Below are 24,043 nucleotides of genomic sequence, written 5' to 3'. Positions count from 1 at the left end.
GTTGTAATAGGATAACAATTAATTGAATTTGTTATCCTTTTTTTATAAACACATATTCGGTGTTAATCAGGAATACAGTATGATTGCGTTAATCCAAAGAGTGACACAAGCGAAAGTCGATATTGCCGGTGTGACTGTTGGCGCCATTAATCACGGCTTACTCGTGCTATTAGGAGTAGAAAAAGACGATAACCAACAGAAAGCAAAAAGATTGTGTGAAAAAGTGTGTGGTTATCGTATTTTCAGTGATGAAAATGACAAAATGAATCTGAATGTACAACAAGCAGGTGGTAGCCTATTAGTCGTATCGCAATTTACACTGGCTGCCGAAACCCAAAAAGGGATGAGACCGGGTTTTTCTAACGGAGCGCCTCCTGAAATGGCTGAAAATTTATATCACTATTTTGTTGAGCAGTGTAAGCAACAAGGTTTAGAAACCCAAACAGGGCAATTTGCCGCCGATATGCAGGTCACCCTGACTAATGATGGCCCAGTGACATTCTGGTTGCAGGTCTAGTTAAATTATAATAGGAGCTTACTATGTATCATTTACGAACCCCTAAGACGCAAGCAGAATTAGCAGCTTATTATACTTTTCGTTGGGAAATGCTTCGTAAACCGTTACATCAGCCCGAAGGCTCCGAAAAAGATGGTTATGATACCTTAGCGCATCACCAGATGGTGGTTGATGACAGTGGGCAACCCGTTGCTATAGGTCGTCTCTATATAAATGCCGATAATGAAGGTGCAATCCGCTTTATGGCGGTACGTGAGGATGCTCAAGGTAAAGGATTAGGCTCTTTAGTTGCCATGGCGTTAGAGTCTTTAGCTCGCCAAGAAGGGGTAAAGCGTATTGTTTGTAGCGCCAGAGAAGAGTCTGTTCGTTTCTTTGAAAAATTAGGTTATGAGAATTGTGGTTTAGTCACAGGCCCTCAAACTACCCCGATCAAACATTACTTTATGAAAAAAAGTATTGAATCATTAGATGATATTCTCCATCGTCCTGATTGGTGCGCGGAGTTGCAAAAACAGTGGCATCAGCATATCCCCCTAAGTGAAAAAATGGGGTTACGTATTACGCAATATACGGGCACCCGTTTTTATACCACGATCCCTGAATCCGGTAATCAAAACCCACACCATACTATTTTTGCCGGTAGCCAGTTTTCTTTAGCAACACTGACCGGTTGGGGGCTGATTTGGTTGTTAATGCAAGAGCATAAACTGCAAGGCGATATTGTGCTGGTGGATGCGCATATTCGTTATCGAAAACCAGTTTCAGGTCGGCCGTCAGCCGTTGCTGATATGGAAAATTTAAGTGGTGATTTAGGACGATTAGCGAAAGGAAGCAAAGCACGTATTAAGTTAGATGTTGATATTTGTGGTGATGAAGGAACGGGGGCGGTTTTTAGCGGTACTTACATTGTGTTACCCTCACAAAATAAACAGTACTAAATAATGAATCTCTATTTAATTGAAAATTAAGTTATTTATTGTTTTTATCTCTCTTTTTTTCTACCTTTTCCTTATCATGGAAATGGGGAGTGAGAAATCTCTGCTTTAGTGTCTACCTAATAGTGTTTCTATCGTCACTTAATTGAGGTATATTCCGCAGTTTACGGAGGGAAACATGGACACCAATTTATCTACTCGTCTTAATAAATATATCAGTGAAAGCGGTATCTGTTCACGTCGTGAAGCCGACCGTTATATCGAGCAAGGTCTGGTTCTTATCAATGGTAAGCGCGCAGGCATTGGCGATCGCGTAACGGCGGGCGATGAAGTGAAAGTGAATGGACGATTAATTGAAGCGCAAGATAATTCTGAGCTGGTGTTGATCGCACTGAATAAACCTGTAGGTATCGTCAGTACCACAGATGAAGGTGAGAAAGATAATATTGTTGATTATGTTAACCATAGCACCCGTATTTTCCCAATTGGTCGTTTAGATAAAGATTCTCAGGGACTGATTTTTTTGACTAACCATGGTGATCTGGTCAATAAAATCTTACGGGCGGGTAACTCCCATGAAAAAGAGTATTTGGTCACGGTTGATAAACCCATTACTGATGAATTTATTCGCGGTATGGGGGCGGGTGTTCCTATTCTGGGACAAAAAACCAAGAAATGTAAGGTGAAAAAAGAAGCCGCAATGGTATTTCGTATCACCTTAGTACAAGGTCTAAATCGTCAAATTCGTCGTATGTGTGAATATTTTGGTTATGAAGTCACCAAGCTTGAACGTATCCGTATTATGAATGTTAGTTTGGCGGGATTACCTGTCGGGGAATGGCGTGACTTAACGGATGATGAGCTGATAAAGCTATTTGATGCTATTGAAGCATCAAGCTCTGAAGCCCCTAAACAGAAGCAAAATAAACCTAAGAAACAGATAAGTAGTAATGCGAAAGCGTTAGGGATCCATATTCCGAAAACAAAAGCCAAAGAGACAGAAAATAATACGCGTAAACGCTTTGCACAACCGGGGCGTAAAAAGAAAAAACGTTAGTTTGTTTCTTTTGTCATTCTGAGTTAAATAAGCGCCTATAGCGGGAGAAATTAGCGCTTATCCCGCTTTATTCCTCAGTGCAATCAATCACTCTAAATCCAGTTCATCGAGTTTCTTTTGGCGACGTTCAAGTACAATGGCGGCTAATTCTGCATCCATAATACGCCCCATTAGCGTGTCATAATCCTGTTTTGATAGGCAATAAAATAACGGAGTTTGGTTATTATCACACACTTCGACACTACTACTATTTTCAAGTGCGGTTAAGGGTGCTTGCTGAAATTCATCAAGAGTGATTGTTGGCAGGGAAAAATTGTCATCAGACATGAAAACTCCGCAATAAGAAAATAGAAAGAGTCTGCATTGTAACGCTTTTTGCAGCAGGCGCAATCTATGCGCCTGCTAAACCATCAACATCAAAAGGATAAATTATTTATTATTTCGCCGTCTTGCATCCTGTCATCGATAGGCGTTTGGTCATCTTTTTTACCTATTAATGTACCATTTAAGGTCGGTATAACAGCGTCAGCGGCTAAGTTGCCTTTAAGCTTTAAGGTAAATTGTCCTGTTTCATCGGTAGGTTGCGATAATTTCCAACCCATATTATTAGGCAAAGAGAGGGGCACATTCAGCCCATTGACGATAAGAGAAAATAGTCTTTGGTTATTGTTTTGTTCTAATGCAGCAGAGCCACGCACGATGCCTTTATCTACGAAAGCAGAAAACTGTGGGATAATGGCAGTATCTTGTTGTGTCATTAATGTTAGGTCAGGGCGGCGAAGCTCTACGCCATTTAATGTGCCACTATCAGCACTTAACGTCGCGGCGCCTTGCCATAATCCCCATTGCCCATCTTTGGCGATGATTAAATTTTTCAGTTGTCCTGTTAGGCCGGTAAATTGAAAAGGAAAGAGGGGATTAATATCAATGAGGATAGATTGGTTTAATGATAGCTGCTTAATATTGATACTCTTCACATCTTGCTCAATAGGTTTAGCAAAGAAGGAGAGCCATTGCTCAGGTAGGGTATATAAAATACCTGAGAGTGTTGCATCTTCAATATTTAAAGTCTTTGTCTCGCTGTTCCATTGTCCTGCTAGTTTTATTAGCCCTTTTTCATAGCGTAAGCTTAAATTATCTATGTTAAATAAATTATCTTGCTGATTTAACTTAGCGATCACATCAGTGACATGTTGATTTTTATACACAATATCATCGGTGTTTAGCTCACCGGATGTCAGTGATAGGCTATTATTCCACGCAACTTGAGAAAACTGCCCAGCAAATCCACTTATTGCCCACTGTTTCCCTTCAGCAGTAAAATCAACAATGTTCAATTGCTTGATAGTCATTGCTGGAGATTGACTTAATGATTGTTGTAACTCTTCTAAGGTTTTTGTGGATTGCCAACGCAGTCCGGTTAAGTAAACATCATTAAGTTGCCATTGGTTATCTTGATATTGGCCTGATAAAGAGAGTGAGCCATTAAGGAACTGGGTGGCTAATTTTTCAATCAAAATACGATTTGGTTGATATTCGCCAGCAACAATAAAATTATTAAAGCTATTTTTTCCTATCATGCCATCAGCAATGGAAAACTGAAAATGCCCCGCACCAATAGGATCGGTCGAGGTAGGTTTCCAAGGTGTGATACCTCCCGTTATTTTGTTAGCGCTAAAGGTGAATGTTGTGCTAGATGTTGGCATGCTATCTAACTGCATATTTTTAAACTGGAGAATATCTGCACTAACAGGAAGGGGAGCTATTTTATTAGCTAAAATAATTTTACCATTCTCTAAAGTAATTTTTTGCAGATGGGACGGCATAGTAAAAAATTGCCAGTTAAATCTAAGTTGTGCTGATTGGGCTAATACGGCGGTTTTATCTTGTTTGGGGTTAATGGACAGATCATAAACAACAATTTGTTCTGGTTGAGTTAAATCATGTTCAATACCGGAAAAGCGAATGTCATAATCACTATACTGTGTTAACCATTCACTGGTTTTTTGCGCACCCCATTGTGTTTGAAGAAAGGCATAAATCACAATAATAAATAAAATAACGATAAGTATCAGAGATACCAAACTTTTTATCAGCCAGCGCATAACCTTTCTCCTGTTTTATACTCCATCAAAACATCATACAGTTATGCCATCAAACGAGTTGATGCTCAAGTATTCATCAATAAAAGAGTAGTTATGGCATTCTCTTTTATCTAGCCGATATTCTTGCCTAAAAGTAAATAATAATTTTGTTGCCTTAAGTAATAATTAAATCATGTTATTAATCAATTTATTAAATGCGCTATTCCGATTAAAGAGTGAAATAGCGCCGGATTGTGTTTCAGCTATTATTTTTCGGGTGGAAAAATCAGGTTTAAAATAATAGCGGTTAGACCACCTGCAGCAATACCGGATGACAGCAATGTTTTTAGCCAATCTGGTGCAAACTGTAATATTTGAGGTTGCTGTGATACCCCAAGTCCTACGGCCAAAGAGATGGCGAGGATCATAATAGCACGACGATTTAGCGCCTCTTTAGAGACAATACGCACCCCAGATGCAGCGATAGTACCAAACATAACAAGCGTTGCACCTCCCAGTACAGGTTCAGGAATTCGTTGTACAAATTCTGCCACAAAGGGAAATAACCCTAAAATAATCAACATGGCTGCTACGACATAGCCCACATAGCGACTTGCCACACCTGTTAATTGAATAACGCCGTTATTTTGCCCAAAACAGGAGTTTGGAAAGGTATTAAAAAACGCAGAAACCATAGAGTTCAATCCATTTGCTAATACGCCCCCTTTAATGCGTTTCATATAAAGTGGCCCACTGACGGGTTGTTCTGAAACATCTGAGGTGGCAGTAATATCACCAATGGTTTCTAATGAGGTGATCATAAACACCAGCATTAGTGGGATAAGTAAATGCCAATCAAATGAGAGGCCATAATAGAAAGGTTCTGGTACGGTGATAATCGGTGTTTCTTGTTGTTCAGGCGGTGTAGGTAGCATATCTAGCCACCATGCCAAAATATAACCGACAGCCATAGCAATCACTAAAGAAGCGACACGTAAATAAGGGTTTCTTTGGCGGTTAAGTAAAATAATAACCACTAATACCGAACCCGCTAATAAAAGGTTTTTAGGTGAGCCAAAGGTGTTATTTTCAATAGCGGCGTAACCACCACCAATAGAAGTAAGCCCAACTTGAATTAAAGAAAGGCCGATAATCATCACCACAATTCCTGATACCAATGGTGTTATAATCCGGCGAGCTAAATGTAAAAAACGCGATAATAGCACTTCGGTAAGTGAAGCAACCATTAAAGTGCCAAATAGAGCCGCCATCATTGTTGGAATATCTGCGCCACCATTTTTTAATGCCAATCCCCCCATAATCAGAGGAGCCACAAAATTAAAACTGGTGCCTTGAATTGATAATAAACCTGAACCTACGGGACCCCAAGCTCGAATTTGGATCAGTGATGCAATACCTGAGGCGAATAATGACATGCTGATAATGCGTTGAGTGTCATGTACAGGTAACCCTAATGCTTGGCAAATTAAGATAGCAGGGGTTATTACGGCGACAAACATGGCTAATAGATGCTGACAAGCCGCAAATAGTGTTTGTGGTAATGGGGGCTTTTCTTCTAAAGCGAATAGAAGCTCACTCGTTTTTTGGGGCGAAATCTGACTACTTTGTGACAAATTACGATTTTCTGAAGTAACCATGATGTGAATTTCTTATCTGGCAAAAAGCGTATTTTAATGATCTGCGCCACAAAAGCAATCGTTTGCGTAAAATTGATGTTATCAAAATGCATAAGAGGCGCTCACATTTTTATATGTTTTAACTTGTGTTTATCGTCGTTTTTTTTTCTAATCGGGGTATACCTGCTTTTGGCGTTGTTCATGGATGAACTTAGCGTCGTAGTTTTTTTATACAAAATTAACAAATAAGACGGGGTACATAAATGTATCATCTCGATGTTTATGGCACGCTAGTCGCGGCCACTTTGGTTCTTTTACTCGGACGTAAGTTAGTGAAATCTGTTCCTTTTTTAGAACGGTATACGATCCCAGAACCCGTTGCAGGTGGGTTACTTGTTGCAGCTCTTTTACTTGCATTAAAATCATTTATGGACTGGGAAATTAGCTTTGATCTCTCCTTAAAAGATCCACTGATGCTCGCTTTTTTTGCAACAATTGGTTTAAACGCGAACCTTGCCAGCTTAAAAGCGGGAGGAAAAGCGCTATTTATTTTTGTGTTTGTGGTCGTTGGATTACTTTTAGTTCAAAACACAGTAGGTATTGCATTAGCAGAAATGCTAGGCCTTGATCCTCTTATGGGATTATTAGCCGGTTCTATCACCTTATCAGGTGGTCATGGAACGGGTGCCGCTTGGGGGAAAACATTCGTTGAAAGCTACGGCTTTATGAGTGCCTCTGAAGTGGCTATGGCTTGTGCAACCTTTGGTTTAGTGTTAGGTGGATTAATTGGTGGCCCTGTTGCGCGTTATTTAATTCGTAACATTCCAACCCCTGGCGCAGGCAGTGATGATCATGAAATGCCTACAGCCTTTGAGAAACCCGCTACGGGGAGAATGATCACTTCAATGGTGTTATTAGAAACTATTGCGATGATCTCTATCTGTTTAATGGCAGGGACTTTCTTATCTCAGTTACTAGAAGGTACGGCTTTCTCATTACCTACCTTTGTGTGTGTACTGTTCATTGGCGTTATTTTAAGTAATAGTCTATCAATGCTCGGTTTTTATCGTGTATTTGATAGAGCTGTTTCTGTTTTAGGTAACGTTAGCTTATCGTTATTTTTAGCGATGGCGCTGATGAGCTTAAAATTATGGGAGCTGGCATCACTGGCAATACCTATGTTGGTTATTCTCGGTGTTCAAGCGGCAGTAATGGCATTGTATGCAATTTTTGTCACTTTCCGTGTTATGGGTAAAAATTATGATGCGGCAATTTTGGCAGCGGGTCACTGTGGTTTCGGTTTAGGCGCTACGCCAACGGCTATCGCTAATATGCAAGCTGTGACAGATCGTTTTGGTCCTTCTCATCTTGCATTCTTAGTTGTTCCGATGGTCGGTGCATTCTTTATTGATATAGTGAATGCGATAGTGATCAAATTATATCTGATGCTACCATTCTTTACGCCTATAGCAGGGTGATGACAGTGTTCATCTAGTTCGAATGAGAACGGCACAGATAAGTCTGTGCCGTTTTTTATTACAGTATTAAGCTCTCAAGTGCGCTCTAAGCCATTTAAACGGTGTCGTTTAAGCTTGGCTATATTGGGTCTTTGCAGGTAGCCAGCGTTCGATTAACGCTTGCGAATGCTTAGGGTAATGTTGATGTAAATAACGAGCAATACGTTGTACTTCAGGAATAAGCGCCTGATCGCGTAATAAGTCTGCGACTTTAAATTGAGCATTGCCCGTCTGCTTAGTTCCTAATAGTTCACCTGGTCCTCTTATCTCGAGATCTTTTTGTGCAATAACAAAGCCATCATTACTGTCTCTGAGCACTTGTAAACGTAAACGAGCAGTTTGAGTTAAAGGCGTTTTATATAATAAGACACAATGGGAAGCCACAGCACCTCGACCAACACGCCCTCGTAGCTGATGTAATTGTGCAAGACCTAATCGTTCAGGGTTATCAATGATCATTAAACTGGCATTAGGTACATCTACCCCGACTTCTATCACGGTCGTTGCGACCAAAAGCTGTAGTTTGTTTTCTTTAAAGTCGGCCATCACCGCCTGTTTTTCTGCCGGCTTCATTCGACCATGAACCAATCCAATCTTGATTTCCGGTAAGGCAATCGTCAGCTCATCATAAATAACTTGTGCTGCTTGTGCTTCAAGGACTTCGGAGTCTTCAATTAACGTACAAACCCAATAGGCTTGGCGATTTTCTTCGCTACAAGCCACCCTGATACGTTCAATGATGTCATTTCGCCGAGTGTCAGGGATAGCCACTGTCGTTACTGGGGTTCTACCAGGAGGTAGCTCATCGATAATGGAGGTATCCATATCCGCGTAAGCGGTCATCGCCAGTGTTCGAGGAATGGGGGTTGCGGTCATCACCAATTGGTGTGGATGAAAGCCTTGCTCTTCGCCTTTTTTCCATAATGCAAGGCGTTGATGTACTCCAAAGCGATGTTGCTCATCGATAATGACTAATGCGAGAGAGTGAAACTTAACTTGCTCTTGAAAAATGGCGTGAGTGCCAATAATGATGGAAACCTCGCCATTAGCTATTGCATTTTGTTGTGCTTCTCGCGCTTTACCTTTTTGTTTGCCAGCCAACCACCCCACTTGAATACCAAAAGGCTCAAACCATTTTCTAAAGGTGAGGGCATGTTGCTCCGCTAGTAACTCAGTGGGCGCCATTAAAGCCACTTGTTTACCATTGGATATCGCTCTTAATGCACTTAGTGCAGCAACTAAGGTTTTACCTGAGCCAACATCTCCTTGAATTAGGCGCATCATAGGATAATTTTTTTCTAGATCTTGTTCTATTTCATTGACGACGCGCTGTTGTGCTGTGGTGGGTGTAAAGGGCAATGTTGCAAGAAATTGTTCACGTAATGTTGAGCCATGTGGCATTAATAAGGGTTCTGCACGATAAGATTGTGCTCCTGCCCGAGCATTAAGCATACCTAAGTTATGCGCCAATAATTCTTCAATAATCAGCCGTTTTTGTGCAGGATGTTGCCCCTTTTCAAGTTCAGCAAAGGCAATATCAGGGGGAGGATTATGTAAGGTTCGTAACGCGGTAGCGAGTGGCGGTAAACCATAAATAAATTGATCAGGAAGCAGTTCATTAATGGCACAAGTATCAAGTAAGGTTAAGGCTTGTTCTATTAATTTACGCAACGATGTCTGGCGTAAGCCTTCTGTTGTTGAATAAATAGGGGTAAGCGTTTCTTGTAACTTAACTTCTGAGCCAGCCACTTTAATTTTGTATTCGGGGTGAATAATTTCAGGGCCTCGACTTCCTCGTTTTATTTCACCATAAGCGATAACTTGCTTACCCTGAGCAAGGTTATTTTTCATGGCTGCCGTGAAGTTAAAGAAGCGTAAGGTTAAAATACCTGAACCATCAGAAATTTGGCAGGTCATCATTTTTCGACGACCAAAATTTACTTCAGTTCTTAAGATTTCACCGGAAACAGTGGCTGGAATACCAGGAAGTAGATCGCTGATGGCATACAGATGGGTTTGATCTTCATAGCGTAAAGGAAGATGAAGCAATAAGTCTTCCACAGTGACTAACCCTATTTTGGCCAGTTTATCTGCCTGACTTGCACCTACGCCGTGAAGAGTGGTTAAGGGGATTGCATCAAGCAGTTTTCCTTTCATGGGAAAGTTACTCCGTCAGTTTAAATTTCCTAAGTTGTTTTTGTGTCATTTGCATTTCTGCCCACCATGAGTCCGGTGCTTCAATTTCACCACGATCATTAATATAAGGGCGAGGCAGTCCTTTACGACGAGAAACTTCAGCAAGTACTGGATAGCCTCCTTCAAAGAGTAAAATTTGTTGCTCTTCTGCAGTTAATGCACTTTCGGTTCGATTATACATGCCCGCCGCCTGACGTTGGCGTTGTGCTTCATATAAAATTAATGCACTCGCCACAGAAACATTCAAAGATTGCACCATACCCATCATCGGTACAATGATATCTTGATCCGCCAGCGCAATAGCTTCTGGTGATATACCGGTTTTTTCTTGCCCCATAATAATACAGGTTGGTTGTGTGTAATCAATCTCACGAAAATCAACCGCTTTATCTGAGAGATGGGTCGCAAGAACTTGCATGCCCTGTGCACGAAAAGTGTTGATGGCGTCGGCAATGGTTGGATGAGTGTTAACATTTACCCAGCTATTACTGCCCGCTGCGGGAGAAACCAGCATACGCATTTTTTCTTCAGGCCAGATAGCATGGATTTTAGGGATCCCCACCGCGTCCGCAGTGCGTATTACAGCAGCAACATTATGAGATTTATGCACTTCTTCAAGGCAAACAGTGAGATCAGGTTGCCGCATCGCCATCATTTGGCAGATGCGGGCATAGCGTGTTGGATTCATAATTAGTTTTTATTACGGCTGACACGTAATACATCAGGCATGATACGAAGTTTACGCATAATATTGGCTAATTGGATGCGATCTTTGGCTGTCAGTCGAATAAATGCACAATAGACGCGTCCATCTTTCTCTTCGGTATTCATGCTCTGAATGCTTGAATTAGCGTCATTAATTGCTGCGGTTAAATTCGCTAATGCACCTTGATGGTTTATCATATCGACTTTGATTTCGGTAATAAAATCACCATCAATATCTTTATCCCACTCAACTGGCATGAATTTTTCTGGCTCTTTTTGATAACCGCGAATATTACGACAAGATTCGTGGTGAATAACTAAGCCTTTACCAGGGCTAATGTGCGCAACAATAGGATCACCAGGAATAGGGCGACAACATTTAGCAAATGAGATAAGTACACCATCAGCCCCTTTAATAGGTAATTTAGGTGTTTCGTCATTGGTTATGCTTAGATGTGTGTGTTCTTCTTGTTGTTGGTTATCAATCAATAAGTTACGCGCCACAACAACACTCATCGCATTACCTAAACCTATCTCAGCCATAATATCGTCCATTGAGTGAAGCTTCATGCGCTTCAACTCTCGTTCAATATTTTCTAGCGGAATATCTGCCACTTTATGATGGCCTAAAGCGTGATTAAGTAGACGACGACCTAAATTAATAGAGTCTTCACGTTTTAGATTTTTGAGCAACTGTCTTATCTTTGAACGGGCTCTTGAACTGACGACAAAGTTTAACCAAGCCGCATTTGGTCTTGCACCCGGCGCAGTAATGATTTCAACGGTCTGTCCGGTACGTAAAGACTGTGAGAGTGGATAAGGTTGTCTATCAACCCTTGCACCGACACAAGCATGACCAATATCAGTATGAACTGCGTAAGCAAAATCAACCGGAGTCGCACCCGTTGGTAATTCAACAATGCGACCTTCTGGGGTGAAAACGTAAATTTCATCAGGAAAAAGGTCTGATTTCACGTTTTCGATAAATTCAAAAGAGCTACCTGCACTTTGTTGCAATTCAAGTAAACTTTGCATCCAACGTTGTGCTCTAACTTGGGCTGTTGTCCCCGGCTGCTCACCTTGCTCTTTATAAGCCCAATGGGCCGCAACGCCCATTTCAGCCATTTGATCCATATCTTCGGTGCGAATTTGTACTTCAACAGGGACACCATGAGGACCAATGAGCGAGGTGTGAAGGGATTGATAACCATTAGCTTTGGGGATAGCAATATAGTCTTTAACACGACCAGGGCGAGGTTTATAAAGGCTATGCATTTGGCCTAACACACGATAGCAGGTATCGACATCTTTAACGATGACGCGAAAGGCATAAATATCCATAATCGAGTGAAAACGTTGCTCTTTTAGCAACATTTTACGATAAATGGAATAAAGGTGTTTTTCGCGACCGTTGACTTTGCATTGAATACCCGCTTCTGTAAGGCGACCTTCAATTTCAGAGAGGATTTTATTAATCATCTCTTTACGGTTACCACGAGCTGCTTTAACAACTTCTTTAATCACGCGGTAGCGATTAGGATGTAGTGCCTCAAAGCCTAATTCTTCTAGCTCAGTTTTAATATGGTGTATACCTAAACGGTGAGCAAGAGGACTATAAATTTCCAGCGTTTCGCGTGCAATACGGCGACGTTTATCTGGGCGTAGTGAACCCAGCGTGCGCATATTGTGAGTTCGGTCTGCCAATTTGATCAAAATAACGCGAATGTCTTTTACCATCGCCATGATCATTTTGCGAAAGTTTTCAGCCTGAGCCTCTTTTTTATCTCGAAACTTTAATTTATCCAGTTTTGAGACGCCTTCAACCAGATCTGCCACCGTACTGCCAAACAGAGTTTCGATATCTTTAAATGTTGCTGGTGTATCTTCAATGACATCATGCAACAATGCCGCCATTAGCGTTTGATGATCTAATCGCATATCGGCAAGAATACAGGCAACCGCCACAGGGTGAGTAATATAAGGCTCACCACTTGAACGAGTCTGTCCCTCGTGGGCATCTCTGGCGACGATAAAGGCTTTTTTGAGTTGTTCAACTTGCTCAGGTGGCAAGTATTTTTGAACGATTTGATTCAGGCTTTCAAACAGGTACAAGGCAGACCTACCCCTATTTTATGAGACGATTAACGACGACCTTCCGCAATCGCTGAAACCGCTTGTAATTCTGCGGCTTCTTGCTCTTGCTGCTCTTGACGTTCACGAGCATCAAGAATTTTACCGTTAATCAAACCTTCTTCGATTTCGCGTAGTGCGATAACCGTCATTTTATCATTTTCTTCTGGTACTAAAGGATCTTTAGCGCCAACTTGTAACTGGCGCGCACGACGTGCTGCGACCAGAACGAGGTCAAAACGGTTACCAATTTTCTCTACAGCGTCTTGAACGGTTACGCGTGCCATATTTGTGTTACTCCACCATTAACGAAATGACTGGGCATAATACTGAAACTTATCTCAGTCTGCCAATAATTTGCTGATTAAATCACCATGTCGTAGTGTTTGACGATCAAGGCGTAATTTTTCTGAGCGAATGATTGATTGTAAATCAGCAAGCGCAGTATTGAAATCATCATTGATGAGCAAATAGTCATACTCATTAAAATGTTCCATTTCAGACACAGCTTGTGACATACGTTTAGCAATCACTTCTTCACTATCTTGCCCACGCCCGCGAAGTCGGCGGTAAAGCTCTTCTTTAGACGGTGGCAGAATAAAAATACTGCGAGCTTCAGGCATCTTTTTACGTACCTGCTGCGCACCTTGCCAATCGATATCTAAAAAGACATCAACGCCACTGGCTAAGATCTGTTTGATAACTTTACCCGATGTACCGTAATAGTTACCAAACACACAAGCGTGTTCGATAAAATCTCCACTTGCTATCATACTTTTAAATTCTTCTTCAGTGACAAAGAAGTAATGCTCACCATGGTTTTCTCCTGGTCTCATTGGGCGGGTAGTATGAGAGACAGAAACCTGTGTGTCATATAAAGGCTGTGTTTTTAATAAAGCCTGAATAAGACTTGATTTACCCGCACCGCTTGGAGCGGAAACAATATAAAGTGTTCCTTGGATCATGATGACTTTCTGAATTTGACTGGAGAATTAATATAAATATATGTCTAGGGAGCAAATCCCCCTATAGTATACACATACCTCGAAGCACATACAGTGCCCTTGTTTAATACAGGGCTATTTTTTTCTTAATTCAGCTATTTTTTTGTTTTGAAATAAGAGAAAAATTGAGTAAGCCCAATATTAACATACAAATAACGTCTCAGTGATAGGAATTGCCTTTTATCATCATCGAGAAAAGAGATGATACTTTGAGATACCCCACAGAATCTACAATAATTGCTGTTGTTATTACTCCGTTTCGCTAATCTTGATTTTCATAATTAAATACGGGTAAGCCAAGCTTATAGCGGATAGCGAGTAGCCGAGCCGTGAGTCCGGCAACAAGCGTAATAATAATCACGACATCTTTAGGGAGTGGCGTGTAAAACAGTAATCCCATGTAGAGCCAAGCGGCACCAAATGCGACACCCGCATAGATCTCTTTTTGGAAGACGAGGGGAATGGTATTACACAGCATATCACGTAAAACGCCACCAAAAGCGCCGGTGATCACGGCTGCAATGGCAGCAATAATAGGACCATATTCCATATCGAGTGCAATTTGGGCACCGATAATAGAAAAAACCATCAATCCGATGGAGTCTAAAATGAGAAATAAGCGTCGTAGGTGTTTCATCATGGGGGCGACCCAAATAGTGATCACCGCTGCACAAGCTACTGTGACAATATACTCAGGGTGTTTGACCCAACCTAAAGGGTAGTGACCAAGAAGAATATCTCTTACTGAACCACCACCAATAGCAGTGGCTGATGCAATGATGATAACGCCAAAAACATCCATTTTACGGCGACCAGCGGCAAGTGCCCCTGTCATGGCTTCTGCGGTAATACCAATAATATAAAGAACACTAAGTAACATGATTTTTTAATTTTTTGACTGTTTAGTGAGGGTAGAGTAATCACCTTGCGAAAAAGTCTCGACTGAGTTTTTTTAGTGCCAGGTAAAATCAATTAGTTTTTATAATGTGGAAATTTATTTCCCGATAAGGATAACTATGTCTTTTCAGGAACAACAGATTACATTTGATAGTCGTCATCATCAGTTAACCAATATAAATGTTTGGACACCAGATAGCCAGTGGTTAGTTTATGATGTACGTCCCAATGGTGGATCTTTTACAGGATTAACCATAGAAAAAATTCATGCGAAAACAAAACAGCAACAGATAATTTACACCGCCACTCAAGGCGCTCATGTTGGGGTTGCCACAATCAGCCCTGTGGCACCGGTACGTTATGCTTTTATTCATGGCCCAGAAAATCCCGATGATTTATGGCATTATGATTTTCATCACCGTCGCGGTGTGATTGTTAATGAGCAGGAAGATCTTGGTGCAGTTAATATTGATGCTTGTTCCCTGACATCGCCTTATCAAGCTGGCGCGTTACGTGGTGGAACCCATGTGCATGTGTTTAGCCCTGATGGTACACGTTTAAGCTTTACTTATAATGATCACATAATGCATGAGTTAGGGCGCGAGTTCGATCAACGTAATGTTGCAATCGCAGTGCCACTCAAAGCCGTTAAAGTTGCGAAAAAGCACCCTCGTGAGTATGACGGTGAATATTTCTGTACCCTAATAAGCCAAACAGTCGCTTATCCACAAAAGGGCAGTGATGAAATTAATAAAGCCTATGAAGAGTGTTGGATAGGTAAACAAGGTTATACCAAAGCTGATGGCTCACAACAGCGTTGGGCTATTGCTTTTATTGGTGATACGGTCAGTGAAAGTGGTGAGAAGGTCGCTGATATCTTCTTAGTTGATTTGCCAGATGATGATCATGCTTTCAGTCTAGAAGGTGATAAACCTCTGGCAGGAACAGAGACGACGATGCCAGCTCCTGCACAAGGGATTGAACAAATTCGCTTGACGAATACCCACCATAGAAAATATCCCGGTGTTTTAAATCAACCTCGTCATTGGTTAAGAAGTTCACCGCAAGGAGATGCAATTGCTTTTCTGATGAAAGATGATGATGGTGTTGTCCAGCTATATACCGTTTCGCCAACTACCAAAGCGATTAGACAGATCACTTCACAGCAATGGGATATTCAATCTGCGTTCACTTGGAGCCATAGCGGAGAATATCTCACCTTTATTTGTGATAATAGCGTGATGTTATGTAATGCTAAAACAGGTGAATTAACGCGATTAACTGATAAAACAGCACAAGCACCAAGTGGTGACGCAGTCGTATTTTCGCCTAATGATCAGTATATTGCTTTTATGCGTGATATTGATGGTTATCGGCAAATATTTACGGTAGAAAGTGGGTTATAACGTTTTTTATTGTGAAAGGTAACTGATTTTGATGTTACCTTTTCTATTATTAATATACATATTATTCAAATAAAAATTAAAATATTTATTTGTCTTGATTCATTTTATTGGTTTTTATAAAGCTAATTGTCATGTTAAAGTTAACTTATTGTTTTAATAATAGTTATTAGTGATTAAAAATTAAATATATTTTAATGGATATAAAATATAACAATGGAATTAAATTTATGCTGGTGGAATATAGGAATATCTCCACCGACAAAATCAAAACAGAACGTCAAGACTGAAAAAGTTGGCTTAGCGAAAAAATATCTTGAAGAACTTATCATTAAAAAAACACTTGATATCATTGCGTTGAGTGAGGTTTCTGAAAACGAGAGCTACGCTTTTAAGCAGTTGGCGACTCAATTAAAAATGGGTTATATCGATCTCTCAGGAAAAATAGGACGGATTATTATTGATATATCATTAATATATCAAATGAATAAACTAGAGTTTATTTCAAGTAAGTTTTTAACTAAACTCCAGCCTGATAATAGAATGGTAAGGGTAGGCGTTGCTGTTGTATTTAAAGAAATCGAACATCAAAAAATAATCACCCTTTTTTTATCACATTGGCCATCAATATTAAGTGCTAATGATACAACTCGAGAAGTGGCAGCCGCAGGATTAAGAAGTAGTATTAATAAACTCTTTGAAAATAATGGAGATGATGTTCAGTTTATTTGTATGGGGGATTATAATATAGAGCCTTATTCTAATGCGATGCTTAATATATTGTATGCGACAAGAGATTATCATTTAATAAAAAAGAAAAGAAAACTATTATTTAACCCATTTTGGTATCTCTTATCTGATAAGAAGACTAATAATTTAGGTACATATTATTATAATTCCGCATCTATTAATCGTTGGTATGTGTTTGATCAAATGATTTTTTCTTCATCATTTTTATATGGAAAAGAAGATTGTTTTAAATTAGATCTTGAACAGCTTGATTTTTATCGCGTCCTAAATGATGATAATCACTGCCTTGATGATATCTTTTTTAAGAAATTTGATCATTACCCCATATTTTGTAGGATCTTCCATGAATGATGAACATAAGATATTCGAAAAAATAAAAGCTTCACTCAATAGAGCATCTTTTATTATTGATCTACGGAGTAAGATAGAAGATAAAATCAGTGCAGTGGTCAAAAAGCTAGAAGTGATCACCAATAATAAAGTTAAGGTATCATTTGAAGATAATAATAAAAGTAATATTCATTTTATAAATAGTGAGCGCCTTGTTTATATTAATAATGCTGATTTAAGTAAAGAGGATGGTTTTATACTATTTGGTTATAGCTTTAGTAAAATAAATGGCTTTCCTATTGAGATAGAAACGGAAATAGAATCTTTTCACGCAGAAGATATTGAAAATTTATTACATATTATTGTTAATATTATTGATAATGAGTCTATCAGGATCATCGAACTTACTCATCATACTATTTATAATAAATTGATTAATCACCAATAAAAAACTGGCACTGCTTTCGCAATGCCGGTTTTTATTCTTTTGAGGAAACTAGATGAATAATATTTTTTTATCTATTAAATGCAGAAGTCGTAGTGCTGCACCATTGGGCTTAATTTCGTTTCTTTCCCACTTCGAAACGCTTTCTTTAGTCATATTCAATATCAAAGCAAGGGAAGATTGAGAGATATTATTTTGCTCACGGATCCTTTTTATATCTTCACCTGTCATAGGGGTAGGATGTTTATACTTAGCTTGTAATTCTTTCGCTTTTATTCTGGCGGCAATACGTTTAGTTGTACTGCCATCAGTGACTCCTGCATCTTCCATTTCTTGTGCAAATTTTAGCATTTCTTTCATTTTATCAGTCATATTTAACCTCTGTTAAAAGGCCTAGTGCAATCATTTTATCTATTTTATTTTGATTTGCATTGAAGAGATCTTTTGCTAGATCTTTATAGGACTCAAGTTCATCATCTGTGATCTCTTTGGTTTTTTTAGAGCTTAAACTCGATTTTTTCCAACCATCAGCAAAGAATAAATTATTCCCTTGCTTATAAAATATAATTGTTCTAATTCCGCTACTTTTACCTTTTCCTTGGATACAGGCACGTTTCTTGATAACACCACCACCTAGATCTGCCTCAAATTGTCCTGCAAGGACTTCGGTAGCGATAGCTATTAGTTCTGCATTCGTAAGCGTTATTTTTGTGAAACTATTTTTGAACATCTTTGTTTTATAAATAACCATCACGTCCTCTGTGGTAGTTTTTACTATAGTAAATTTTATCACTCAATCATAGAATGTAAATGGGGATTTTTTAATCGTTTTTTATTTTTATTTTAATTTTAAGTAAAAAAACCGGCACTGCTTTCGCAATGCCGGTTTTATGTTGTTGTATGACTAAGCTTTATAACTTATTGTAAAACAGAAATATCAGCGACTTTTAAGAACAACTCGCGTAATTCATGTAGCATGGTTAAACGGTTGATACGAATTTCTTCGTCTTTATCCATTACCATCACTTTATCAAAGAAGTTATTCACAACATCACGTAAAGAGGCGAGTTCAACTAATGCTTCTTGGTATTTACGTTCAGCAAATAGAGGGGCTAGCTTATCTTGTAGCACAGAAAGATTAGCCGCTAGCTGAACTTCTTCAGGCGCTTTTAGCACCGAGGCTAATACTTTATCGTTGAGCTTAACATCTGCTGATTTTGCTAAGATATTAGAAACACGTTTATTGGCTTCGGCTAATGCAGCTGCTTCTTCTAAGGTTCGGAAGTAAGTAACGGCTTTTACACGAGCGTTAAAGTCAGCAGGTTGTGTTGGGCGGCGCGCTAATACCGCTTGAATAGTATCAATACTATAACCCAGCTCTTGATACCAAGCACGGAAACGACCTAGCATAAACTCTACGACATCACTGACGACATTTTTGTTCGTCAGTTTGTCACCATATAAGCGAGCCGCTTCTTGGGTTAATTCTTCAATATCTAATGGTAAATCTTGTTCAACAATAATACGTAGCACACCAAGGGCAGCACGACGTAAAGCGAAAGGATCTTTATCCCCTTTAGGATGTTGACCAATACCAAAGATACCTGCCAGCGTATCCATTTTTTCTGCTATAGCAACAGCACTTGCTACTGGGTTAGATGGTAGTGCATCACCTGCAAAACGTGGTTGATATTGCTCTTTTAATGCGACAGCAACTTCTTCATCTTCACCATCATGGCGAGCATAATGCATCCCCATAACCCCTTGGGTATCGGTGAATTCAAACACCATATTGGTCATTAAGTCACATTTTGATAATAAACCAGCACGTGTTGCTTTATTGACATCAGCACCCATTTTCTCAGCAATAAAACCGGCGAGAGCTTGAATACGGTCTGTTTTGTCGCGTAGAGAGCCTAAATCTTTTTGGAAAAGAACAGTTTCAAGGCGTGGTAAGTTATCTTCTAAACGCTGTTTTCGGTCAGTTTTAAAGAAGAATTCCGCATCCGCTAAACGAGGGCGAACCACTTTTTCGTTACCACTGATTATCTGTTGAGGATCAGAGGATTCAATGTTAGAAACGAAAATAAAGTGAGGTAATAGTGCACCTTGTTTATCGTAGACAGGAAAATATTTCTGATCGCCTTTCATGGTGTAAACCAATGCTTCAGCCGGAACTTCAAGGAATTTTTCCTCAAATTTTGCCGTTAACACCACAGGCCATTCAACTAATGAAGTGACTTCTTCAACTAGGTTGTCACTTAAATCAGCGACACCACCTAGTTTTTCAGCCGCAAGACGTGCATCATGAAGAATGATGGATTTACGGTTTTCGTAATCGGCAATGACCTTACCACGTTCATAAAGGATTTCAGGGTACTGGTTTGCATTATCGATAGTAAATTCAGCTTCACCCATAAAACGGTGGCCACGAATAATACGATCGCTTTGTACACCTAAGATTTCACCGTCAATGAGGGTATCACCCAATAATAAAGTAACAGTATGCACTGGACGCACAAAATGCGTTTCTTTATCACCCCAACGCATTAATTTAGGGATAGGCAGTTTTGCCAGTGCATTGCTTACCATACCAGCCAGTAGTTGGTTAACGGCTTCGCCTTTAACTTCAGCACGATAAAAGAGCCACTCACCTTTATCCGTTGATAAACGTTCAGCTTGATCAACAGTGATGCCGTTACCTCTAGCCCAACCTTCTGCGGCTTTAGTTGGCTTACCTTCAGCATCAAATGCTTGCGCTATAGCAGGGCCTCGTTTTTCAACGATCCTATCTGCTTGAGATTTTGCCATATTTGCCACTTTGATGGCTAAACGACGAGGAGCGGCAAACCAAGATACATCACCATGAGTAATATTGGCGTTATCCAGTTCAGCCGTAAAATGGGTCGCAAAAGATTCGGCTAAAGAACGAAGCGCTTTCGGCGGTAACTCTTCTGTGCCGATTTCCACAAGGAAAGTCTCAGTTGTCATAATAGCCTCTTACTTTTTACACATAGGGAAACCAAGCACCTCACGGGAAGCATAATAAGCTTCAGCGACGGCTTTGGTTAAAGTACGGATACGTAAAATATAGCGTTGACGCTCTGTAACAGAAATCGCTTTACGTGCATCCAATAAGTTAAAAGTGTGACCTGCTTTTAAGATACGTTCGTAAGCAGGTAAAGGCAGAGGTTTTTCTAACTCTAACAACTCACGAGCTTCTTTTTCATATTGTTCGAAACAAGAGAATAAGAAGTCAACATCTGCATATTCAAAGTTATAAGTTGATTGTTCTACTTCATTTTGGTGATAAATATCGCCGTAAGTGGTTTTACCTAATGGGCCATCACACCAAACTAAGTCATAAACGCTATCAACGCCTTGAATGTACATTGCCAGACGCTCTAAACCGTAAGTAATTTCGCCAGTGACGGGTTTACACTCTAATCCGCCAACTTGTTGGAAATAGGTAAATTGCGTCACTTCCATGCCGTTGAGCCAAACTTCCCAGCCTAATCCCCAAGCACCTAATGTTGGGTTTTCCCAGTTATCTTCAACAAAACGAATATCATGGATAGTAGGATCTAATCCTAATTCTCTTAAAGAGCCAAGATAAAGCTCTTGGATGTTATCCGGTGATGGCTTGATGATAACTTGGAATTGGTAATAGTGCTGTAGACGGTTAGGGTTTTCACCGTAACGTCCGTCAGTTGGACGGCGTGATGGTTGAACATAAGCCGCTGCAATAGGCTCTGGGCCTAATGCTCGTAAACAGGTCATTGGGTGTGAGGTACCTGCTCCTACTTCCATATCTAATGGTTGAACAATGGTACAGCCCTGACGAGCCCAATAATCCTGTAATGTCAGGATCAGCCCCTGAAAGGTTTTGGTATCAAACTTTTGCATGTTATATCCGCATGGCGATACATAGAATAAAAAGAAAGGTTTCAGTATACCTTCTAGACGAAAGATATACAGCAAGGAATACGGGCAATTTTCTCTTGATCAAAAAAATAGTGCCTTAATCGTTGTTATGACTATGCTCAAATAGCCAGAATGATTTTTTCTTAGTCTATTTACATGTGTTTTTATACAGTATATAAAGAGCGATATCAATTGTATGAATAACACCTATAAAGAACAAGGAATGTAGCAAATGAATAAACAACGTTGTGATTGGGTAACTCAAGATCCTGAATATCTCGCATACCATGATAATGAATGGGGAAAACCACAGCGAGATAAATACAAACTTTTTGAGATGATCTGCCTTGAAGGACAACAGGCAGGTTTGTCGTGGTATACCGTATTAAAGAAAAGAGCGGGATTTCGTCGTTGCTTTTTTGATTTTCGTCCTGAAAAAATAGCACTAATGACTGAAAAAGATGTGGAAACACTACTACAAGATCCGTCTATTATTCGTCATCGTGGCAAAATTAACGCCATTATCAATAATGCGCGTGCCTTTTTAGCGATGGAAGCTCAGGGTGAAGATTTCAGTGAATTTATTTGGCAATTTGTTGATGGAAAACCCATTGATAACCAGTGGCAGACTATTTCACAGGTTCCTGCTTTTACTGAAATTTCAGATGATATGGCTAAGGCGTTAAAGAAAAAAGGGTTTAAATTTGTTGGTACCACCACCTGTTATGCATTTATGCAAGCAGTAGGCATGGTTAACGATCATATACTCTGTTGTTTTTGTCGGCAATCTCAGCCGGAAAGTAGTATTAAATAGAAGAATACTAGTTTAGTTATCTTTAATTGGATTTAAAACTGAATTTATATTTCAATATTGGTTTTAAGGTTGGTGTTGATATTTAAGTATACATCTGTTAACGGTTGATGCTGAGTCCGGCTCACGGTATGGTGTTTATCTAATGAAAAACGACAAAGAAGATCCTGCAAAGATGACTCAACTATCACGATTTGGGCAAAAATTTGCTCGCCACTCAGGTATTTCTCGCTTGATGCAAGACTTAAATGAAGGAATACGTACACCAGAAGCGGTGATGTTAGGAGGAGGAAATCCTGCCCATATTCCTGAGATGGACAGCTATTTTCACCAATTATTACAAGAGATGGTGAATAATGGCTCATTAAGTGATGCCGTATGTAATTACGATGGGCCACAAGGTAAAGATGCGATGCTCAACGCCTTGGCTATTTGTTTAAAAGAAAAATTAGGATGGAATATTTCCGCTAAAAATATTGCGCTTACTAACGGCAGTCAAAGTGCTTTCTTTTATCTTTTTAATTTACTCGGTGGCCAATCTGCTGAGGGTAAAAAGCGCAAAATTCTTTTTCCTATCGCTCCGGAATATATTGGATATGCCGATGCCGGATTAGAAGAAGATTTGTTTGTTGCGAATAAACCCACTATTGAAATGCTACCTGATGGACAATTTAAATATCATGTAGATTTTGAACATTTAACGATAGGTGATGATATTGGTGCTATTTGTGTTTCTAGACCAACAAATCCAACAGGTAATGTGATCACTGATGATGAAGTAAAAAAGCTGGATGCCTTAGCGAAAAAACATGATATCCCACTGATTATTGATAATGCTTACGGCGTGCCCTTTCCGGGGATTATTTTTTCCCAAGCAACTCCCCACTGGAATGATAACACCATTCTTTGTATGAGCCTCTCTAAGCTAGGATTACCGGGGGCTCGTTGTGGCATTATTATCGCTAATGAAGAGCTTATTACTGCAATCACGAATGTGAATGGCATTATTAGTCTTGCCCCTGGAGGTATTGGCCCTGCGATGGCATTAGAAATGCTCAAACGTGATGATTTAATGCGATTATCCCAAGAGATAATTAGATCTTTTTATCATCAACGAGTACTTGAAACTATTGATATTATTCGTCGCTATCTACCTAAAGAGCGTTGCCTTATCCATAAACCAGAAGGGGCTATTTTCTTGTGGCTTTGGTTTAAAGATTTACCAATCTCAAGTGAAGAACTCTATCGGCGTTTAAAAAAACGTGGTGTATTGATGGTTCCTGGTCACTATTTCTTTCCAGGCTTAGAAGAGTCGTGGCAACATGCACATCAATGTATGCGAATGAATTATGTACCAGAGCCTGCATTAATTGAAAAAGGAATAAAGATCCTATCGGAAGAGATAGAACGATGCTTATCGCCAGAATAAATAAGTAATAAAAATGCCCCTTCAGCGAGAAGAAGGGGCAAAGACAATAACGAGGACTTTTGAGCATAAGTTTGACGGAAAGAAATTGATTACTAAAAGTTAGCAATCCGTCTCAATCTAAATTTCTTAGCACGAGCGCTATTAAAACAGATAATAATAAAATCGATGGCTTAAATAAGCCCCTTTTAAGCCCTTTATTATCCTTCTGTAAAGTGAAATTAAGCATTTGATAACAAATTGACTGCAACCATTTAATATATCTATTAAATTCG

22 protein-coding genes are annotated in these 24,043 nt (G+C 39.7%); 9 read left to right on the top strand and 13 right to left on the bottom strand.

Going from position 1 to position 24,043, the window contains the following annotated elements:
• The first annotated feature begins 79 nt into the window (after positions 1-79).
• The 3 genes from dtd (at position 80) to rluF (ending at position 2,509) form a co-directional block, all read left to right on the top strand.
• Positions 80-517, top strand: a complete 438-nt coding sequence (gene dtd, locus GWI58_RS05610) for a D-aminoacyl-tRNA deacylase (RefSeq protein ID WP_004246810.1) — start codon at positions 80-82, stop codon at positions 515-517.
• A gap of 23 nt (positions 518-540) precedes the next feature.
• Positions 541-1,455 carry a fatty acid biosynthesis protein FabY gene (gene fabY, locus GWI58_RS05605; RefSeq protein WP_004249085.1) on the top strand — a complete coding sequence of 305 codons (915 nt, stop codon included), beginning with the start codon at positions 541-543 and terminating at the stop codon, positions 1,453-1,455.
• 175 nt (positions 1,456-1,630) lie between these two features.
• Positions 1,631-2,509, top strand: a complete 879-nt coding sequence (rluF, locus tag GWI58_RS05600) for a 23S rRNA pseudouridine(2604) synthase RluF (RefSeq protein ID WP_017628653.1) — start codon at positions 1,631-1,633, stop codon at positions 2,507-2,509.
• Positions 2,510-2,596: 87 nt separating this feature from the next.
• Here the strand turns inward: rluF and GWI58_RS05595 are convergent, their stop codons facing one another.
• The 3 genes from GWI58_RS05595 to GWI58_RS05585 all read right to left on the bottom strand — a co-directional run bounded on the left by GWI58_RS05595 (position 2,597) and on the right by GWI58_RS05585 (position 6,251).
• Entirely contained in the window at positions 2,597-2,836 is a 240-nt protein-coding gene (locus GWI58_RS05595) for a hypothetical protein (RefSeq protein ID WP_004246813.1), read from the bottom strand.
• Between the two features lie 89 nt (positions 2,837-2,925).
• Positions 2,926-4,614, bottom strand: coding sequence for an AsmA family protein (locus GWI58_RS05590; protein ID WP_110229569.1), 1,689 nt, complete (start codon positions 4,612-4,614; stop codon positions 2,926-2,928).
• Positions 4,615-4,859: 245 nt separating this feature from the next.
• Entirely contained in the window at positions 4,860-6,251 is a 1,392-nt protein-coding gene (locus GWI58_RS05585) for a uracil-xanthine permease family protein (RefSeq protein WP_110229568.1), read from the bottom strand.
• Positions 6,252-6,493: 242 nt separating this feature from the next.
• On the opposite strand from GWI58_RS05585, the gene gltS reads away from it, so the two are divergent.
• Positions 6,494-7,708 (top strand): sodium/glutamate symporter, encoded by a 1,215-nt coding sequence (gene gltS, locus GWI58_RS05580; protein ID WP_004246816.1) that lies wholly within the window; start codon positions 6,494-6,496, stop codon positions 7,706-7,708.
• A gap of 108 nt (positions 7,709-7,816) precedes the next feature.
• Here gltS and recG read toward each other — a convergent pair whose 3' ends face one another.
• The 6 genes from recG to GWI58_RS05550 form a co-directional block, all read right to left on the bottom strand.
• Positions 7,817-9,904: an ATP-dependent DNA helicase RecG gene (recG, locus tag GWI58_RS05575; protein WP_161768978.1), complete on the bottom strand. Its 2,088-nt coding sequence runs from the start codon at positions 9,902-9,904 to the stop codon at positions 7,817-7,819.
• A gap of 7 nt (positions 9,905-9,911) precedes the next feature.
• Positions 9,912-10,631 carry a tRNA (guanosine(18)-2'-O)-methyltransferase TrmH gene (trmH, locus tag GWI58_RS05570; protein ID WP_004246818.1) on the bottom strand — a complete coding sequence of 240 codons (720 nt, stop codon included), beginning with the start codon at positions 10,629-10,631 and terminating at the stop codon, positions 9,912-9,914.
• Between the two features lie 2 nt (positions 10,632-10,633).
• Entirely contained in the window at positions 10,634-12,760 is a 2,127-nt protein-coding gene (spoT, locus tag GWI58_RS05565; protein ID WP_049203258.1) for a bifunctional GTP diphosphokinase/guanosine-3',5'-bis pyrophosphate 3'-pyrophosphohydrolase, read from the bottom strand.
• Positions 12,761-12,789: 29 nt separating this feature from the next.
• Positions 12,790-13,065 carry a DNA-directed RNA polymerase subunit omega gene (rpoZ, locus tag GWI58_RS05560; RefSeq protein WP_004246820.1) on the bottom strand — a complete coding sequence of 92 codons (276 nt, stop codon included), beginning with the start codon at positions 13,063-13,065 and terminating at the stop codon, positions 12,790-12,792.
• 54 nt (positions 13,066-13,119) lie between these two features.
• Positions 13,120-13,743 carry a guanylate kinase gene (gene gmk, locus GWI58_RS05555; protein WP_004246821.1) on the bottom strand — a complete coding sequence of 208 codons (624 nt, stop codon included), beginning with the start codon at positions 13,741-13,743 and terminating at the stop codon, positions 13,120-13,122.
• A 301-nt stretch (positions 13,744-14,044) separates the two neighbouring features.
• Positions 14,045-14,662, bottom strand: coding sequence for a trimeric intracellular cation channel family protein (locus tag GWI58_RS05550; RefSeq protein ID WP_004246822.1), 618 nt, complete (start codon positions 14,660-14,662; stop codon positions 14,045-14,047).
• 136 nt (positions 14,663-14,798) lie between these two features.
• Between GWI58_RS05550 and GWI58_RS05545 the strand changes: the two genes are divergently transcribed.
• The 3 genes from GWI58_RS05545 to GWI58_RS05535 all read left to right on the top strand — a co-directional run bounded on the left by GWI58_RS05545 (position 14,799) and on the right by GWI58_RS05535 (position 17,610).
• A complete protein-coding gene (locus tag GWI58_RS05545; RefSeq protein ID WP_110229567.1) occupies positions 14,799-16,085 on the top strand; it encodes a DUF3748 domain-containing protein in 1,287 nt (428 codons plus the stop codon).
• Between the two features lie 213 nt (positions 16,086-16,298).
• Positions 16,299-17,183, top strand: a complete 885-nt coding sequence (locus GWI58_RS05540) for an endonuclease/exonuclease/phosphatase family protein (protein ID WP_110229566.1) — start codon at positions 16,299-16,301, stop codon at positions 17,181-17,183.
• Complete coding sequence (locus GWI58_RS05535; RefSeq protein WP_110229565.1) at positions 17,176-17,610, top strand: hypothetical protein; 435 nt, start codon at positions 17,176-17,178, stop codon at positions 17,608-17,610. Before GWI58_RS05540 ends, GWI58_RS05535 begins: the two co-directional genes overlap by 8 nt.
• 48 nt (positions 17,611-17,658) lie before the next feature.
• On the opposite strand, the gene GWI58_RS05530 is transcribed toward GWI58_RS05535, so the two are convergent.
• From GWI58_RS05530 to glyQ, 4 genes are all read right to left on the bottom strand, one after another.
• Positions 17,659-17,979 carry a helix-turn-helix domain-containing protein gene (locus tag GWI58_RS05530; RefSeq protein ID WP_004246828.1) on the bottom strand — a complete coding sequence of 107 codons (321 nt, stop codon included), beginning with the start codon at positions 17,977-17,979 and terminating at the stop codon, positions 17,659-17,661.
• Entirely contained in the window at positions 17,972-18,358 is a 387-nt protein-coding gene (locus GWI58_RS05525; protein ID WP_110229564.1) for a type II toxin-antitoxin system RelE/ParE family toxin, read from the bottom strand. The genes GWI58_RS05530 and GWI58_RS05525 overlap by 8 nt, the downstream gene beginning before the upstream one ends.
• 167 nt (positions 18,359-18,525) lie before the next feature.
• Positions 18,526-20,598 carry a glycine--tRNA ligase subunit beta gene (gene glyS, locus GWI58_RS05520; protein ID WP_161768977.1) on the bottom strand — a complete coding sequence of 691 codons (2,073 nt, stop codon included), beginning with the start codon at positions 20,596-20,598 and terminating at the stop codon, positions 18,526-18,528.
• A gap of 9 nt (positions 20,599-20,607) precedes the next feature.
• Positions 20,608-21,513, bottom strand: coding sequence for a glycine--tRNA ligase subunit alpha (gene glyQ / locus GWI58_RS05515; protein ID WP_161768976.1), 906 nt, complete (start codon positions 21,511-21,513; stop codon positions 20,608-20,610).
• Between the two features lie 250 nt (positions 21,514-21,763).
• Here glyQ and GWI58_RS05510 point away from each other — a divergent pair, with 250 nt between their 5' ends.
• Entirely contained in the window at positions 21,764-22,345 is a 582-nt protein-coding gene (locus GWI58_RS05510; protein WP_004246833.1) for a DNA-3-methyladenine glycosylase I, read from the top strand.
• 172 nt (positions 22,346-22,517) lie between these two features.
• Positions 22,518-23,771, top strand: coding sequence for a valine--pyruvate transaminase (locus GWI58_RS05505; RefSeq protein WP_036908872.1), 1,254 nt, complete (start codon positions 22,518-22,520; stop codon positions 23,769-23,771).
• Positions 23,772-24,043 lie beyond the last annotated feature (272 nt).

The organism is Proteus sp. G2674, assembly GCF_009915195.1.
Classification (GTDB): Bacteria; Pseudomonadota; Gammaproteobacteria; order Enterobacterales; family Enterobacteriaceae; genus Proteus; species Proteus mirabilis.
The sequence above is the reverse complement of the archived record's forward strand: the minus strand, read 5'-3'. Positions and strand labels throughout refer to the sequence as shown.

Excerpts from the sequence above, each read along its gene's own strand:
- GWI58_RS05505 (WP_036908872.1), top strand. The coding sequence starts at position 22,518 with ATGACTCAACTATCACGATTTGGGCAAAAATTTGCTCGCCACTCAGGT.
- GWI58_RS05540 (WP_110229566.1), top strand. The coding sequence starts at position 16,299 with ATGGAATTAAATTTATGCTGGTGGAATATAGGAATATCTCCACCGACA.
- fabY (WP_004249085.1), top strand. The coding sequence starts at position 541 with ATGTATCATTTACGAACCCCTAAGACGCAAGCAGAATTAGCAGCTTAT.
- rluF (WP_017628653.1), top strand. The coding sequence starts at position 1,631 with ATGGACACCAATTTATCTACTCGTCTTAATAAATATATCAGTGAAAGC.
- glyS (WP_161768977.1), bottom strand. The coding sequence starts at position 20,598 with ATGACAACTGAGACTTTCCTTGTGGAAATCGGCACAGAAGAGTTACCG.
- GWI58_RS05585 (WP_110229568.1), bottom strand. The coding sequence starts at position 6,251 with ATGGTTACTTCAGAAAATCGTAATTTGTCACAAAGTAGTCAGATTTCG.
- recG (WP_161768978.1), bottom strand. The coding sequence starts at position 9,904 with ATGAAAGGAAAACTGCTTGATGCAATCCCCTTAACCACTCTTCACGGC.
- GWI58_RS05550 (WP_004246822.1), bottom strand. The coding sequence starts at position 14,662 with ATGTTACTTAGTGTTCTTTATATTATTGGTATTACCGCAGAAGCCATG.
- rpoZ (WP_004246820.1), bottom strand. The coding sequence starts at position 13,065 with ATGGCACGCGTAACCGTTCAAGACGCTGTAGAGAAAATTGGTAACCGT.
- trmH (WP_004246818.1), bottom strand. The coding sequence starts at position 10,631 with ATGAATCCAACACGCTATGCCCGCATCTGCCAAATGATGGCGATGCGG.
- GWI58_RS05530 (WP_004246828.1), bottom strand. The coding sequence starts at position 17,979 with ATGACTGATAAAATGAAAGAAATGCTAAAATTTGCACAAGAAATGGAA.
- GWI58_RS05590 (WP_110229569.1), bottom strand. The coding sequence starts at position 4,614 with ATGCGCTGGCTGATAAAAAGTTTGGTATCTCTGATACTTATCGTTATT.
- GWI58_RS05545 (WP_110229567.1), top strand. The coding sequence starts at position 14,799 with ATGTCTTTTCAGGAACAACAGATTACATTTGATAGTCGTCATCATCAG.
- GWI58_RS05525 (WP_110229564.1), bottom strand. The coding sequence starts at position 18,358 with ATGGTTATTTATAAAACAAAGATGTTCAAAAATAGTTTCACAAAAATA.
- gmk (WP_004246821.1), bottom strand. The coding sequence starts at position 13,743 with ATGATCCAAGGAACACTTTATATTGTTTCCGCTCCAAGCGGTGCGGGT.
- GWI58_RS05535 (WP_110229565.1), top strand. The coding sequence starts at position 17,176 with ATGAATGATGAACATAAGATATTCGAAAAAATAAAAGCTTCACTCAAT.
- GWI58_RS05595 (WP_004246813.1), bottom strand. The coding sequence starts at position 2,836 with ATGTCTGATGACAATTTTTCCCTGCCAACAATCACTCTTGATGAATTT.
- glyQ (WP_161768976.1), bottom strand. The coding sequence starts at position 21,513 with ATGCAAAAGTTTGATACCAAAACCTTTCAGGGGCTGATCCTGACATTA.
- gltS (WP_004246816.1), top strand. The coding sequence starts at position 6,494 with ATGTATCATCTCGATGTTTATGGCACGCTAGTCGCGGCCACTTTGGTT.
- dtd (WP_004246810.1), top strand. The coding sequence starts at position 80 with ATGATTGCGTTAATCCAAAGAGTGACACAAGCGAAAGTCGATATTGCC.
- GWI58_RS05510 (WP_004246833.1), top strand. The coding sequence starts at position 21,764 with ATGAATAAACAACGTTGTGATTGGGTAACTCAAGATCCTGAATATCTC.